This is a genomic window from Agrococcus baldri (assembly GCA_900114805.1).
GTDB classification, from domain to species: domain Bacteria; phylum Actinomycetota; class Actinomycetes; order Actinomycetales; family Microbacteriaceae; genus Agrococcus; species Agrococcus baldri.
Genome location: FOZN01000001.1, coordinates 739,810 through 755,982, shown reverse-complemented (window position 1 = coordinate 755,982; position 16,173 = coordinate 739,810). Strand labels below are relative to the sequence as shown.

General features: G+C 72.2%; 8 protein-coding genes. All 8 read left to right on the top strand.

Going from position 1 to position 16,173, the window contains the following annotated elements; translation table 11 throughout:
• The first annotated feature begins 20 nt into the window (after positions 1 to 20).
• From BM288_RS03640 to BM288_RS03605, 8 genes are read left to right on the top strand one after another with little or no spacing between them, the layout of a single operon-like run.
• Positions 21 to 6,083 (top strand): Ig-like domain-containing protein, encoded by a 6,063-nt coding sequence (locus BM288_RS03640; RefSeq protein WP_143103002.1) that lies wholly within the window; start codon positions 21 to 23, stop codon positions 6,081 to 6,083.
• Between the two features lie 31 nt (positions 6,084 to 6,114).
• Positions 6,115 to 7,095 carry an AAA family ATPase gene (locus tag BM288_RS03635; RefSeq protein ID WP_092915920.1) on the top strand — a complete coding sequence of 327 codons (981 nt, stop codon included), beginning with the start codon at positions 6,115 to 6,117 and terminating at the stop codon, positions 7,093 to 7,095.
• Positions 7,092 to 8,471: a DUF58 domain-containing protein gene (locus BM288_RS03630; protein WP_092915918.1), complete on the top strand. Its 1,380-nt coding sequence runs from the start codon at positions 7,092 to 7,094 to the stop codon at positions 8,469 to 8,471. Before BM288_RS03635 ends, BM288_RS03630 begins: the two co-directional genes overlap by 4 nt.
• The gene (locus BM288_RS03625) at positions 8,468 to 10,771 is read left to right on the top strand and encodes a transglutaminase TgpA family protein (protein WP_092915916.1); all 2,304 of its coding nucleotides are present in this window, start codon (positions 8,468 to 8,470) and stop codon (positions 10,769 to 10,771) included. The genes BM288_RS03630 and BM288_RS03625 overlap by 4 nt, the downstream gene beginning before the upstream one ends.
• On the top strand, positions 10,768 to 12,333 hold the full coding sequence (locus tag BM288_RS03620; RefSeq protein WP_092915914.1) for an RDD family protein: 1,566 nt from the start codon (positions 10,768 to 10,770) through the stop codon (positions 12,331 to 12,333). Before BM288_RS03625 ends, BM288_RS03620 begins: the two co-directional genes overlap by 4 nt.
• Positions 12,330 to 13,157: a PP2C family protein-serine/threonine phosphatase gene (locus BM288_RS03615; protein ID WP_092915912.1), complete on the top strand. Its 828-nt coding sequence runs from the start codon at positions 12,330 to 12,332 to the stop codon at positions 13,155 to 13,157. The genes BM288_RS03620 and BM288_RS03615 overlap by 4 nt, the downstream gene beginning before the upstream one ends.
• A complete protein-coding gene (locus BM288_RS03610) occupies positions 13,154 to 14,689 on the top strand; it encodes an FHA domain-containing protein (protein ID WP_092915910.1) in 1,536 nt (511 codons plus the stop codon). The genes BM288_RS03615 and BM288_RS03610 overlap by 4 nt, the downstream gene beginning before the upstream one ends.
• A complete protein-coding gene (locus BM288_RS03605; protein WP_092915908.1) occupies positions 14,686 to 16,173 on the top strand; it encodes a serine/threonine-protein kinase in 1,488 nt (495 codons plus the stop codon). The genes BM288_RS03610 and BM288_RS03605 overlap by 4 nt, the downstream gene beginning before the upstream one ends.

Genomic DNA, 16,173 nt, shown 5'->3' with positions numbered 1-16,173 from the left:
CCCGGAAAGGGGATGCCGGTTTGCTTCGGTGGATCACGCGCCATCGCAAGTCGACGGTGGCGGGTGCGCTCGTCACTGCCGTCTCTGTCGCTCTCGGCATCCTCGCCTTCACCTACGACGGCTTCACCACCACCGACGTCGATTTGAACGACGGCGGCGTCTGGGTGACGAAGACGGAGAGCCAGCAGCTCGGCCGCATCAACATCCAGGCGCAGGAGCTCGACGCCGGCCTCACGTCGCCGACCGCGAGCTTCGACGTGCTGCAGGACGGCGACCACGTCCTGCTCCACAACCAGGAAGCATCCCAGGCCATCGTCGTCGACACCCTGCAGGTGATCCTCGGCTCGAGCGTGCCGCTGCCCCCGCAGGGCCGCATCGCCTTGGGCGGCGGCATCGTCGCGGTCCTCGACCCCTCCGACGGCATGCTGTGGGTGATGGAGTTCAGCGACTTCACCGCATTCTCGGTCGAGGCGACAGAGCCGATCGCCGAGCTCGGCGCGGGCGCAGCGATCGAGGTCGGTCGCGACGGCACCGTGCACGCCGTCTCGCCGCGCGACGGCCAGCAGCTCACCATCTCGCAGCTCGAGGAGGGCGGCTTCGCCGAGCCCGTCGTGCGCGAGCGCAGCGAGCTCAGCGCCATGCAGGAGCCGATGGTCACGGCCGTCGGCAAGGAGGCGGTGGTGCTCGATCGCGCGACCGCGACACTGCTCGTGCCCGGCGGCGCCGTCGAGGTGCCGGAGGGCGCCGCGGTGCAGCTGGTCGGCGACGCCTCCGACCACGTGATCGTGACCGCGCCGACGCAGCTCATCCGGCAGCCGCTCGGCGGGGGCGCAGCCGAGGTCGAGGAGCGCGAGGGCGGCGGCGAGGCCGTACGGCCGGTGCAGCTGAACGGATGCGTGTACGCCGTCTGGACGGGCAGTGCGCAGTTCCTGCGCGACTGCGATGGCCAGGAGCGCAGCGAGCAGCAGGTGCCAGAGATGAACGGCACGCCTGCGACGTTCCGCATCAACCGTGACGCCGTCGTGCTCAACCAGTACCAGGAGGGCTCGTCCTGGCTGCTCGCCGACACCCTCGTGCTGGTGGACAACTGGGACGACCTGGTTCCCGAGCAGTCGGACGAGACCAGCGACGAGGACGACTCCGAGTCGACCGAGGACCTGCTGACCAACCAGCCTCCGCCGCTCAACGAGGAGAACACCGAGCCCGACGCGAACGACGATCAGTTCGGCGCGCGTCCGGGCCGCTCGACGATCCTGCCGGTGCTGTGGAACGACAGCGACGCCGACGGCGACGTGCTCACCGCCCGCGTGGTGGGCGATCTTCCCGAGGGCGTGGAGGTCGCGCCGGTCTCGAACGATTCCGAGCTGCAGCTCGAGCTGCCGGAGAGCTTCACCGGCGGATTCACCTTCAACTACGAGATCGCCGATGGCCGCGGGGGCATCGACACGGCAGGCGTCCGTGTGCAGGTGCGCGCGGAGGGCGAGAACTCGGTGCCCGAGCAGCTGCGCGCGCAGGCCTTCGCGGTCGAGCAGGGCGGCGAGTACGAGTACCAGGTGCTGTCCGACTGGGTCGACCCCGACGGCGACGACATGTACCTCACGGGTGCCACCACCGACTCCGGCGACACCATCCAGACCGACCCCTCCGGGCGCCTCATCTACACCGCCACCGGCGACGTCGGCGCGCAGACGGTCACCGTCACCGTCTCCGACGGCCGCAGCGAGACGACGGGCGAGATCGAGGTCGACGTGCGCGAGCGCGGCGATGCGCCGCCGCTGGCGAACGCCGACTTCATCAGCACCATCGAGGGCCGCGAGGCGACCATCCGCCCGATGCTCAACGACTACTCGCCCTCCGGCCGCCCGCTGCGGCTGGCGTCGGTCGAGCCGGCCGAGGGCGTCCAGATGGAGTGGGATGCCGCGACCGGCACGGTGCGCGTGCTCTCGGGCCCGGTCGGCACGCACTACCTGACCTACATGATCGCCGACGGTCCGCTCTCCAGCCTGGGCCGCATCCGCATCGACATCCGCACGCCCGACGAGGAAGCACGTCCGGTCGCGGTGCGCGACACCGCACTGCTGCCGCAGCAGGGCACGGCGCTCGTCGACCTGCTCGCCAACGACGTCGACCCGGCGGGCGGCGTGCTGGTCGTGCAGCAGTTCACCATCGAGGGCGCGGCCCCGATCTCCGTCGAGCTGCGCGACCGCCGCATCGTCAGCATCCGCGACAACGGCCTCGACGCGCCCTTCCAGTTCACCTACACGGTCTCGAACGGGCGCTTCACCGAGACCGGCACCGTCGAGGTGATCCCGGTCGCACCGCCCGCGCAGCCGCGCGCGCCCAAGGCGGTCGACGACACCGCGACCGTGCGCGCCGGCGACTACGCGACCGTCGACGTGCTGCAGAACGACTTCTCGCCCGACGGCACGCCCTTCGAGCTGCTCGAGGAGGTCGTCGACACCAGCTTCGCCTCCGAGGCAGAGGGCGTCGCATTCATCTCCGAGGGGCAGCTGCGGGTGCACGCGCTCGCCGACGCGCCGACGCGCGCGACCGTCTCCTACGAGATCGCCGACGAGCACGGCAACCGCGACTCGGCGACCGTCGCCCTCACGATCGTGCCGCGCGACCCGGAGCAGAACGCGTCACCGGCACCCGAGACCGTCACCTCCCGGGTGCTGGCCGGCTCGACCGTGCGCATCCCGATCCCGCTCGACGGCATCGACCCCGACGGCGACGGCGTCGAGCTGGTCGGCTACGACACCGGTCCCGACGGCGGGCGCATCCTGCCCGAGGTGGGCCCGGACTACTTCGACTTCCAGGCCTTCCCCGAGAGCTCCGGCACGGTCGAGTTCATCTACCGGGTGCGCGACCGCTGGGGCGCAGAGGGCACCGCCACCGTGATCATCGGCATCGCGCAGGCAGCGGATGTGAACCAGACACCGTTCGCCGAGGTCGACCTGGTCACCGTGCGGCCGGACCGATCGGTCGCCATCGCGGTGCTCGAGAACGACTCCGACCCCGATCAGGATGCGCTCGCGCTGCAGGCCGACGGGCTCGAGCTGCCGGACGAGCTGCGTGACGCCGAGGTCAACACCGAGCGCCACACCGTCGACCTCCGCTCGCCGGCGGACGAGGGCGACTACCAGTTCACCTACACGGCGACGGATGCGCGGGGCGCGTCCACCACGGGCACGGTGCTGCTGACGGTGGCCGAGGATGCGGAGCTGCTGGCGCCGATCGCTCGCGACGACCCGCTGCCGCGGGACGGCGTCGAGCTGGAGGTGCCGCTGGACGTGCCGGTGCTCGAGAACGACCTCGACCCGGATGGAGACCCGAGCGAGCTGGTGGTCTCCGTGGTCACCGGACCCGGCACGGTCGTCGACGGCGGGGTGCAGGTGGTGCCGAGCGACGCGTTCCAGGTGGTGACCTATCGCGTCACCGACCTCGACGGCCTGACCGCCGAGGCGTTCGTGGCGGTGCCGCCGGTGCGCGAGCGGGCGCCGTTCCTGACCGACGCGGAGCCGATCCAGATTCCGTCCGGCGTGCTGCGCGAGATTCCTCTGCGCGACCATGTCACTACGTCGAACGGCGCGCCGCCGCGGATCACGACCGGCGACTCGGTCTCGGCGGTGAGCAGCGACGAGACGGGCTGGATCGTCGACACGCAGACCCTGCAGTTCCGGTCGCCGCAGGGCTACGTCGGTCCTGGGTCGATCACCTTCGAGGTCACCGACGGTGACGGCCCGGATGACCCGGACGGCAACACCGCGATCCTGACGATCCCGATCGACGTGACGCCCTCGAGCGTCATCGCACCGGTGTTCGCGGGCGCCGTGATCCGGCCGGTGGCAGGCGAGGACGCCGCGACGTTCGACCTGCGCAGCGCCACCACCGACCCCGATCCGGGTGATATGGACGCGATGGAGTTCGAGCTGCGCGGCGGTTCGATGTCGGGTGTCGAGACCTCGCTGAGCGGCTCGGTGTTCTCGGCCACGGCCGGCGTGAGCACCCCGCCGGGCACGACCGGCTCCTTCCAGATCGTCGCGATCGACCCGCACGGCAATGAGGCGCCGGGCACCGTGGTGGTCGAGGTGGTGCCGACGAACCGGCCGGTCGCGATGGCGCGCGACGACCGCGGCGAGGCGACGCAGGGCGTCGCGCTGACGACCGACGTGATCGACAACGACTTCAACCCCTTCCAGAACGACGGCCTGCCGCTTCGCGTGGTGGCCGCCGAGGTGGTGGCGGGCGAGGGGCAGGTCTCCAACGACGACCGGCGGGTGACGGTCACGCCGGGTCCCGACTTCTCCGGCGTGCTGACCGTGCGCTACACGGTGCAGGATGCGACCGAGCTCGTGCAGCGGCAGGTCAACGGCACCCTCACGCTCAACGTCAAGGGCCGTCCGGACGCCCCGCCGCGGCCGAACGTCGATGCGGTCGGCGACTCGCAGGTCACGCTCACCTGGGCCCCGCCGGCCTCGAACGGTGCGCCGATCACCGGCTACGTGGTGCGCTCCGCCGACGGCTCGGTGTCGCAGGAGTGCGCCTCGACCACGTGCGTCATCGACGGTCTCACCAACAACGTCACCTACACGTTCCAGGTGATCGCGCAGAACGAGGTGGGCGACTCCGACCCCTCGGCGGCATCCCGCGAGGCACGCCCTGACGTGCGGCCGGAGCAGCCGGCGCCGCCGCAGGCCGAGCGCGGCGACATGCAGGTGGCGCTCACCTGGGTCGCGCCGACCAACAACGGCTCGCCCATCCAGTACTACAACGTGGAGATCTCGCCACCCGCGCCGAACGGTGCGGTGTCGCAGCAGGTGCAGGGGCTGAACTACACCTGGACCGGGCTGACGAACGGCACCGCCTACACGTTCCGTGTCCAGGCTGTGAACCTCGCGGTCGAGCCGAGCGACTTCTCCGCCTACTCTCGCGAGGCGGTCCCGGCCGGACGGCCGTTCCCCGTCGGGCAGCCCTCGGCGACCATCGACCGCTCCATCCCTGGAGAGGTGCAGATGACGGTGACGTGGGGCGCCGCCGACGGCAACGGCGATCCCGTCAGCGCGTACACGGTCACCTCCTCGACCGGGCTGACGCAGACCGTCTCGGGCACGACGGCGAACTTCTCCAACGTGCCGGCCGACGGCAGCAGCATCACCTTCCAGGTGGTCGCCACCAATGATGTGGGCGCTTCCGACGCGTCGCCTGCGTCGGCACCGCGACGAGCGGTGACGGCGCCCGACGCGCCGTCCGGTGTCACCACCGTCGACGGCGATCAGCGCGTGCAGGTCTCCTGGACCCCCGGCTCGCGGAACGGCCTGCGCGCCGACGAGGTCACCTTCCAGGTGCGTGGCGGCGGCGCGGGCACGCAGATCCTCGGCTCCGGCAGCTGGTACACCGGCATGAACAACCGCGGCGGACCGTACGCGCTCGAAGTGCAGGCTGTCGCCGTCATCGACGGCCAGACCTACACGAGCGCGTGGACGCGCCAATCCGGCCAGGCGCGACCCTTCGGCACGCCCCCGACGCCGAACGCGTCCGTGACCGGGCAGGTCAATCAGGTCACGTTCCACTATTCGCCGAACGGTACCAACGGGCGTCCGCTCGACCGGCTCGAGTATGTCCTCGACGGTGGCGGCAACGGCTGGACGACGGTGCGGCCGGCGGCGAGCGGCCAGTTCTCGATGTCGCGTCAGCCGGGCAACGAGGCATGCATCCGCGTGCGGGTGTTCGACACCGAGGGCACGCAGAGCGAGCCGATCGTCGGCTGCGGATTCGCCAAGGCGCCGCCCCCGCAGCTCTCGCTCAGCCGCGGCGGCAACGTCACCGCGCCGAACGGACAGACCGGCACCAACTACGTGCTGGACTGGTCGAACCTGGTGCAGGGCCAGCTGTACCGCTACGAGTGCCACTCCACATCGAGTGGGATGTTCCGAGACGGCAACTGGACGGCCCCGCGAGCGAACGGCACGAGCCCCCGCAACCAGTACACCTTCTGCATGTCCGGCTACAGCGGTCAGGGATGGATGGTGCTCTACGCCAATGGCGAGAGCTGGAGCACGCAACGGGAGAACTGGCCGTGAGCGCGAGCATGACCCGACGAAAGGACCGACGATGAGCGCATCGATGACCCGCGAGCAGGCGACCTGGTTCGCTGAGACCTTCACCCGACTGGTCGACAACGTCGGCACCGTGGTGCTCGGCAAGGACGACGTCATCCGCCTTGCGTTCACCGCGATGCTGTCGGAGGGCCACCTGCTGCTCGAGGATGCGCCGGGCACGGGCAAGACGCAGCTCGCCAAGTCGATGGCGGCCACGGTGCAGGGCACCAACCACCGCATCCAGTTCACGCCCGACCTGCTGCCCTCGGACGTCACCGGCGTCACCGTGTACGACCAGAAGACGCAGACGTTCGAGTTCCACAAGGGGCCGATCTTCGCCTCCATCGTGCTCGCCGACGAGATCAACCGCGCGAGCCCGAAGACGCAGTCGGCGCTGCTCGAGGTGATGGAGGAGGGCCGCGTCACGGTCGACGGCACGCCGTACGAGGTGGGTCGTCCCTTCATGGTGATCGCGACGCAGAACCCGATCGAGCAGGCGGGCACCTACCGCCTGCCGGAGGCGCAGCTCGACCGCTTCCTGATGAAGACCTCGATCGGCTACCCGGGGCGCGAGCAGACGGTGCGGATCCTGGCCGGCGCCTCGAACCGCAACGCGTCCGCCGGCGTGCAGCCGGTGATCACCACCAGCGCGATCGCAGAGATGATCGACCTCGCCGCCACCGTGCATGTCGACGAGGCCGTGCTCGACTACGTCGCGCAGCTCGCCGAGCACACGCGCGACTCGAAGGACACACGCCTGGGCGTCTCGGTGCGCGGCGCCATGTCGCTCATGCGCGCGGTGAAGGTGTGGGCGGCCGCGAAGGGTCGCGCCTTCGTGCTGCCGGACGACGTCAAGGAGCTGGCCCAGTCGATCTGGGCGCACCGCATCGTCATCGACCCGGAGGCCGAGTTCTCCGGTGTCACCGGCGACCGCGTCATCGACCGCGCCATCGCCGACGTGGCCGCACCGCAGGACCGGCAGAACGCTGCATGACGACGGCGCCCGAGCGGGCGACGTCTGCACCCGCCCCTGACCCCGACACCGGCACCGGTGGCGCCACCGCGACGACCGCATCCGACACCACCCGGCTGCGTCGCACGGTGCAGCGCGAGCGCACGCCGATCCAGCGCGTCGCCGATCGCGTGGTCGGCGACGAGTCGGTCGTCCACGCGGGCCTGCGAAGGGCCGGCGGCTGGCTGCGGCGCACGGTGTGGCCGCTGCTCGAGCCCGTCACCGGCTTCGGCTGGGCGGTCATCGCCGGCACCCTCGTGGCGCTGGGGCTGGGGCTCGCGCTGGGGTGGAAGGAGCTCATCGTCATCGGCATCGTCGGCGTGCTGCTGCTGGCCGCCGCGATCGCATTCATCGTGGGTCGCAACCGCTACCGGATCGAGCTCGATCTCGCCTACACCCGCGTTGTCGTGGGGGAGCGCGCGCTCGGTCGCATCGAGATCCACTCCGCCTCGCAGAAGCCGCTGCTGCCGGCGACCATCGAAGTGCCGGTCGGCAAGGCGCTCGCCTCCTTCCACCTGCCGAGGATGAAGCCGGGCGATGTGCACGAGGACGTCTTCGCCATCCCCACCAGCCGCCGCACCATCCTGCAGGTCGGACCGGTGCGCTCGGTGCGCGGCGACCCCGTGGGCCTGCTGCGCCGACAGGTCAAGTGGACCGACCCGGTCGAGCTCTTCGTGCACCCGAAGACCGTGCAGCTCGATGAGACCGCACCGGGTCTCATCCGCGACCTCGAGGGCATCACCACCCGCGACCTCACCAGCAGCGACATCGCCTTCCACGCGCTGCGCGACTACGTCGCGGGCGATGACCGCCGCTACATCCACTGGAAGTCCTCGGCGCGCACCGGCACGCTGATGGTGCGCCAGTTCGAGCAGACGCGACGCAGCGTGCTCGCGCTGGGCCTGTCGACCTCGCCGGACGACTACGCCGATCCGGCCGAGTTCGAGACCGCCATCTCGGTCCTGGGCTCGCTCGGCCTGCAGGCGGTCAGGGACGAGATGGATGTCGTGGTGCAGACCTCGAAGCAGACGCTGCCCGCCACCACCGGCAAGCGGCTGCTCGACGCGCTCTCCGGCGTCGAATGGTCGCCGCGGCATGACCGCTTCCTCGATCTGTCGGCGACGATCGCGCAGCAGCACGGCGGCGCATCCGTGATCATGCTGCACGCCGGCGCCAACGTCGAGCCGGCGATGGTGCGCCGGGCACGGACGCTGCTGCCCTCCCAGGCGCGCGTGATCGCCTTCACGGTCGTGCAGGGCGCGAAGCCGCGGCTGCAGCCGATCGGCGACGTCTCGCTCGCCACCATCGGCAGCGTCAGCGACCTGCCCCGCGTGATGCGAGGGGTGGCGCTGCAATGAAGGACGAGCCCCTGCTGCCGCGCACCCCGCGACAGGCGGTCGTCGACTGCGCGGCGATCTTCCTCATCGGGCTCGCCGCCACCCTGTCGTTCGGCCCGGTCTTCGGCGGCGTCGCCTACCTGGCAGCGGGCCTGGGCGGCACGCTGCTGGGCATCGCCGTCGGCGTGGCGACCTCGCTGCGGCCGCTGCGGGGCTGGCTGATGACCGCCGCCGGCGTCGTGCTCGCGCTGGTGCTGTTCGGCCCCGCGCTCGCGGTGCCGCGGAAGACGATCGGCGGTGTGATCCCGACGCTCGAGGCGTGGCAGGAGCTGCTGCTCGGCGTCGTCTTCTCGTGGAAGGGCCTGCTGACGGCCGAGCCGCCCGCCGAAGGCTTCCCGAGCCTGCTCGTCGTGCCGTTCCTGACCCTGCTGGTGACCTCGACCCTCGCCACCGTGCTCGCCATGCGGCTGCGCCGCCGCGCCGCCTTCGCGATGATCCCGGGCGTCGTCGCGCTGATCGTGGGCATCGTGTTCGGCACGAAGATCGCCTTCTGGCCCGCCGCGCTCGGGCTCGTCGTCGCGGGCGTCATCATCACCTGGTGGGCATGGCGCAGGGCGCAGTGGCGCACCGGCCTCAACGAAGAGGTCGAGGTCACGGGCGACAGCCGCTTCCGCGGTCGCGCGCGCAGGCAGCGCACCCGCGGCGCGGTGGCGATGATCGCCGGTGCACTGCTCGTCGCCGGGCTCGTGAGCGCCCCGATCCAGCCGGCGAGTCGCGCGGTGCTGCGCGACACCGTCGAGCCGCCGATCGAGCTCGCCGAGTACCCCAGCCCGCTCGCCGGCTTCCGCGACTGGCACAAGAACTTCGAGGACGCGACGCTGATGACCGTCACCGGCATGCCGGAGGGCGCCAGGCTGCGCCTGGCGACCTTCGACTATTACGACGGCACGGTCTACGCGGTCGCCGGCACCCAGCAGTCGGGCTCCGGCTCCTTCGCCCGCATCGGCGACGAGGTCCTCGTGCAGCAGTCGGGCACCCCCGCGACCGTGCAGGTGCAGCTGCAGGACTACACCGGCATCTGGGTGCCGGAGGTCGGCTACATCCAGTCGCTCGACTTCGGCGGCGCCCGGCAGGACGCGCTGCAGGGCTCGCTCCACTACAACGGCCAGACCGGCACGGCGATCGCGCTCGAGGGCCTGGGTGCCGGCGACTCCTATGAGCTGCAGGCGATCGTGCCCGACCAGCCCGAGCACGAGGCGCTGGCGGACGCGACGATCACCGACGTGCAGGTGCCCGACCCGGTGGTGGTGCCCGACCTGCTGCAGGCATGGGTGGCCACCTGGGGCAACGAGGGCCAGAACCGGCTCGAGAACATCCAGAACATGCAGCGGCTGATGCAGAACGGCAGCTTCAGCCACGGGCTCGAGGACGACAAGATCCCCTCGCTCGCCGGGCACGGCGCCGGTCGCCTCCAGGCGATGTTCGAGCGCGACGTGCTGGTCGGCGACGACGAGCAGTACGCGACCGCGTTCGCGCTGGCGCTGAGCCGCATCAACGTGCCGGCACGCGTCGTCATGGGGCTCTATCCCGACGACGGCTTCCCGGGTGGCGACCAGCCGGTCGAGCTCACCGGCGGCGAGATGCACGCCTGGGTCGAGGTGCCCTTCGAGGGCTACGGCTGGGTGCGCTTCGACCCGACGCCGCCGGAGGACAACGACGACATCCAGCCCGAGCCCGAGCCCGAACCGGACCCCAAGCCGCAGGTGCTGCAGCCGCCGCAGCCGCCCGAGGAGCCGGCGGACATGTCGCCCGACACCGTCGCGGACGAGGGGCAGGAGGAGGACGAGGAGGTCGAGGACGCCTCCTGGGTCATCTGGCTGTGGATCGGCGGCGGCTCGCTGCTGCTCATCCTGCTGCTCGCCTCGCCGTTCATCGTCGTGGGCGCGATCAAGGCCGCGCGGTGGCGGAGGCGCTACCGCGCGGAGCGCGAGAGCGATCGCCTCTCCGGCGGCTGGCACGAGGTGGTCGACCATGCGGTCGACCTCGGGCTGCCGGTGCCCGCGGGCGTCACCCGGCGCGAAGTCGCAGCCACCGTCGAGGATCGCTACCCTCGTTCGAGAGCGAGCGAGATCGGCGAATTCGTCGACGAGGGTGTCTTCGGCCCGGGCGATCCTCCGAAGGAGGATGTCGATGCCTTCTGGCTCGATGTCGAGCGGAGCGTCAAGGGCATGCGGATGGAGGCGAAGCCGATGCAGCGACTGCTGGGCGCGCTGTCGCTGCGGTCCTTCCGGAGACGCAGGAGAGAGCGGAGGCGCCGATGATCTGGGAGATCGACGAGAGCCGCGAGGTGATCGAGGGGCTCGACGAGGACGGGCGCCCGGATCCCGCCTACGCGGCCGCGCTCGGCATCCGGCCCGCGCCGCTGGGGCGCAGGGCGCTCGCCTCGATCATCGAGTTCTCGGTGTACGCCCTCCTGCAGCTGCCCTACTGGCTGGTGGCGCTGCCCTCGCTGCTGGCCCTCGCGACCGGTGCGCTGACGCCCGCCGGCTTCGTCAGCCACCCGAACCTGCTCTGGATGATCCTCGCCGCGGGCCTGTCGTTCGTGCTCACCCTCGCCTTCTGCATCACGCAGCTCGCGCTGCACGGCCGCCGCGGCGTCACGATGGGCAAGGCCTTCGTCGGCATCCGCAGCGTGAACGTCGTCACCCTGGCCAAGCCGACATTCCGCCGCGCGCTGCTGCGCGGCCTGCTGCTCTACCTGATCTTCCTGGTGCCGCTGATCGGTCCGGTGCTGTTCTTCATCTCGCCGCTGTTCGACGGCGAGAAGCGCGGCCGTGGCTGGCTCGACAAGGCGGCGGGCACCTGGTTCGTCGACATCACCCACGGGCTGAATCCGTACCACGAGAAGCGGATGCGCGTGGCGCGCAAGACGATCGCGGCAGTCCCAGAGGCGGCCAAGTCGCAGCTGCCGTCGCTGGCGACCCCGTCGGCGAGCGCACCGCAGGCCTACCGCCCCGGCGCCCGGGTGAGCTCGGGCGTCGTCGGCGCAGCGCGCCCCGTCGAGCCCGGCGCCGCGACGCAGGTCGGCCTGCCGACCCATGCCGAGCAGCCCGCGCCCACGCAGACGCTGCCGGGCATGCCCGCCGGCGGCGCCCGGCTGGGCGGCTACCGGCCCGGCGAGCTCAGCGGCCGCGCGCGGCCCTCCGCGCCGCAGCCCGCCCCGAGCGCGCCGCGCCCGCTCGCTGACGGCATCGTCGACAGCGTCCCCGGCAGGGACGGCTCGCCGTCGGCCCCGGCAGCCCACGCGGCTCCGTCGGCCCACTCGGCGGCCGCGCCGCCGGCGCAGGTGCCGGCCGCCCAGGTGCCGGCCGCCCAGGCGCCGACGGCCGAGCGACCGCAGCCCCGCGCCCCCCGCGCCGCCAGCCAGATCAGCGACGAGACCGTCATCGAGCCCGATCTCGACGACGAGATCGACGATCGCACCGTGCGCCGGATCGAGGTAGCCGACGACGAGGATCTCGAGGCCACCCGTGCCCGCCCGCGCGCCGCCACTGCCGCCGCGACGCTCGCCTTCGACAACGGCGACCGCTTCGCGATCACCGGCGCCGCGCTGATCGGCCGCAACCCGTCGCCGGCCGCCGGGGAGGTGGTCGCGCACCTGCTGCCGTTCGTCGACGACACCCGCTCGATCTCGAAGACGCACCTGCTGATCACCGCGGATCCCCTCGCGGCGGTCGACCGCGCCTCGACCAACGGCTCGAGCGTGGTCCGCCGCGGTGCCGAGCACCAGCTGACGGCAGGGGAGCCCTTCGCGCTCATGCCGGGCGACGTGGTGCGCTTCGGCGATCGCACCGTCACCGTCGAGGCAGGAGCGGCATCGTGAGCACCGTCGGAGAGTTCCGCTTCAGCCACCCGTCGATCTCGCTGCGCTGGGCGGGCGCCACGCACCCCGGCATGCGCCGCACCGTGAACGAGGATTCCGTGTTCGCCTCGTTCCCGGTGTTCGTGGTCGCCGACGGCATGGGGGGTCACGCCTCCGGCGATGTCGCCAGCGCGCTCGCGATCGAGGCGTTCCGCAGCCTGAAGGGCCGCACGCTCGCCGATGTCGAATGCGTCGAGGATGCGGTCGAGCGCGCGTTCGAGTCGGTGCAGCAGCGCTCGCTGGGCGAGCCCATGGGCGGCACGACGCTCTCGGGCACCGTGCTGGTCGATGTGGCCGGCGTCGCGCACTGGCTCATCCTCAACATCGGCGACTCCCGCACCTATCTCTATGAGCGCGGGCAGCTCCAGCAGGTCACGGTCGACCACTCGGTGGTGCAGGAGCTGGTCGAGACCGGTGCGCTGCGGCGCGCCGATGCCCGCCGGCATCCGCACCGCAACGTCATCACGCGCGCCCTCGGCGCGGGCGAGCGGCAGCCTGCCGACGTGTGGCTGCGGCCCGCCGAGCACGCGCAGCGCCTGCTGGTGTGCTCCGACGGCCTCACCGGCGAGGTGGACGACGGCGAGATCGAGCAGATCCTGCGCGATGTCCACTCGCCCGCGGCAGCCGCCGCGCTGCTGATGCGCAGGGCACTCGATGCCGGCGCGGCCGACAACGTCTCCGTCGTCGTGGTCGACGTCGATGCCGTGTCCCTCGCCGACGAGGACCTGTTCGACACCCATGCGCAGTCGCTCGACGACACGATCCCCACGGAGGTGCGGCCATGAGCGGATGGACGCAGAGCGCGCGCGTCGAGTACGCGCCAGGCGAGGCATGGTGCATCGCGGCAGACCGGGTGGTGCTGGTGTGCGAGCGCGACCTCGCTCCCACTCGCGCGGCGGAGCTGCACGCCCAGGCCGCCTCCGTGGCATCGCTGGAAGGGCTGCGCGCCGTGATCGAGCAGGAGCTGACGGCACTCATCGCGCTCGTCGATGTCGATGGCGCTCGTCTGCTGCTGCGTCGCCACGGCGTGCCTGCCGCCGCCGATGCGTCGCCGCTGGCCGATCGCTTCGGCGCCGAGTGGTCGCTCGACGAGCTCGGCGACGGGCAGCGCATCGCCGCCGGTGGCCTCGGCGCGCTCGACGGCGCCACGCTGCCGCTCGAGGGCGGGGTGGTCCGCGTGGCCGCCGTGCGCGTCGCACCCAGGCCGGCGGATGCGTCGGCCGACGACGCGCAGGCGGCTCCCGTCGCCGACACCCCTGCCCCCGCTGCGCCGAGCATGGGCGCGTTCGGCCAGACGCTGCCGCCGGCCGCCGCCACTGAGGCGAGGGCAGAGGCTCCGGAGCCGGAAGCCTTCGCGGACCCGGAAGCCCCCGCAGAGCTGGCAGCGCCGGCGGAGCCGGAAGCCCCCGCGGAGCCGGCAGCGCCGGCGGAGCCGGAAGCCCCCGCGGAGCAGCCAGAGTCCGCCCGTCCCTTCGTCACCGACGCCGGCAACCCGATCGGCGGGCTCATCGACTCGGTGCCCGGTTTCATCAAGCCCGCCGTCGACGTGCGCGCGATCGACTCCGCGCCGCAGCCGCCGACGGAGTCCACCACCTCGCCGACCGCCGCGCCGAGCGCTGCGCCGAGCGCTGCGCCGACCGCTGCGCCGATCACCCGCCCAGCGCCGAGCGCCCGTCCCGTCACGGCGGAGCCGCCAGCGCCCACGAGCGCGGCTGCAGCCGTCCCTCCCGCGGCACCGGCCGCATCCGCAGACGCCGGGCTCGGCGATCACGACGGCATGACCGTCACCGCCGATCGAGCCCGCGAGCTGAGGGCTGAGCGCTCGCAGCGCGAGCTCGCGACGCCGCCGGCGACCGGACCGCTCGTGCTCTCGACGCTGTGCCCCGAGGGCCACGTCAACGCGCCCGGCACGCCGCAGTGCAGCCAGTGCGGCGCGGCGATCGACGAGGGCTCCGCCGCGCAGCGCCGCCGCCCCGAGGTCGCCGTCGCGGTGCTCACCTCCGGTGAGCGCGTGCCGCTGGGCCGCGGCGTCGTCATCGGCCGTCGTCCGCGCTCGCGCCGGGTCGAGGACGGCCGCGTGCCCCGCCTGGTGACGGTGGAGAGCCCCGGCGAGGACATCTCGCGCAGCCACATCGAGCTGCGTATGGAGGACTGGAACCTCGTCGCCATCGACCTCAGCTCGACCAACGGCACCCTGCTGCTGCGCGAGGGCGCGGCACCGCAGCGGCTGCGGCCCGAGGCATCCACCATCCTGCAGCTCGGTGATCGCCTCGACCTGGGCGACGCGCAAGTCGTCACGATCGAGCCGGCGCCGTGAGCCCCAAGCGCGCACCCTCGGCACCTCCTGAGCTGCCCGGCTACGACTACCTGTCGCTGCTGGGCTCCGGCGGCTTCGCCGACGTGTTCCTCTATCAGCAGCTGCTGCCGGCCCGGAAGGTGGCGGTCAAGGTGCTGCTGCCCGATGCGGTCAACCGGCAGCTGATCGAGAACTTCCGGCACGAGGCCAACGTGATGGCGCAGCTCTCGAGCCACCCGTCGATCGTGACCATCTTCGGGGCGGCGGTGGCGCCCGACGGTCGGCCGTTCCTCGCCATGGAGTACTGCCCGAAGCCCAACCTGGGCGTGCGCTACCGCCGCGACCGCTTCTCGGTGCCGGAGGTGCTCGCGCTCGGCGTGCAGATCGCGGGCGCCGTCGAGACCGCGCACCGCGCCGGCATCCTGCACCGCGACATCAAGCCGGCGAACATCCTCGTGACCGCCTACAACCGTCCGGCGCTCACCGACTTCGGCATCGCCACGAGCTCGGGCGTCGGCGACGACGCGAGCGGCATGTCGATCCCGTGGTCGCCGCCCGAGGCCTTCCTCGAGCCGCCCAGGTCGACCCCGGCATCCGACGTCTTCTCACTCGCCGCGACGCTGTCGACGCTGCTCGCCGGCAGGACGCCGTTCGAGCTGCCCGGCGGCAGCAACACGAGTGTCGACCTGATCGATCGCATCCAGCGCGGCGAGATCTCGCCGCTGGCACGCCACGACGTGCCGCAGCGGCTCGAGGCCGTGCTCGCCGCGGCGATGGAGCCCGACCCCTCGCGCCGGCACGCCAGCGCGGTCGCCTTCGGGCGCGCCCTGCAGCAGGTCGAGGCGGAGATGGCGCTGCCGGTCACGCCGCTCGACGTGCTCGACGACTCGCTCGATCCCGAGGTCGTCGACGAGGAGGACGGGGGTGCGACCCGCATCCGCGGCGTCATCTCGGTCGACCCGCATGCCGGCGAGCCGCAGTCCGTCGGTGCTGCGCCGACCGGCTCCTCGGTGTCGGACGCCACCGTCCGCAGGCAGCCGGCGGGCGACGCGCCGCAGCCGGCCGCAGCCGCAGCGCCGCCGGAGCAGCCGCGCTCCCGGCGCAGCGCCGTGCTCGGAATCGTCGGCGCCGGCGTCGTCGCCGTGCTGGGCATCGGCATCGTCGCGCTCGCCCTCACGACCGGCAACCAGCCCGCGCCGCCGGCGAACCCGAGCCAGTCGGTCGCGCCGCCTGCCGCGCCGCAGCGGCCCTCCGCCCCCATCAACGTCGGAGGCACGGTGGACGGCGACACCGTGCGCTTCACCTGGACCAACGCGCAGCCCCAGACCGGCGACGCGTTCCAGTACCGCTACGAGCGCAGCGACGGGGACCCCGTCACGGCGCAGACCAGTGCGCCCGAGGTGACGCTCGAGCGCGACGGTGACGGCGAGTCGTGCATCCTGGTGCGACTGGTGCGCTCGGACGGGCGGTCATCGAACGACACGGAAGGGTGCGTCAATGGCTGA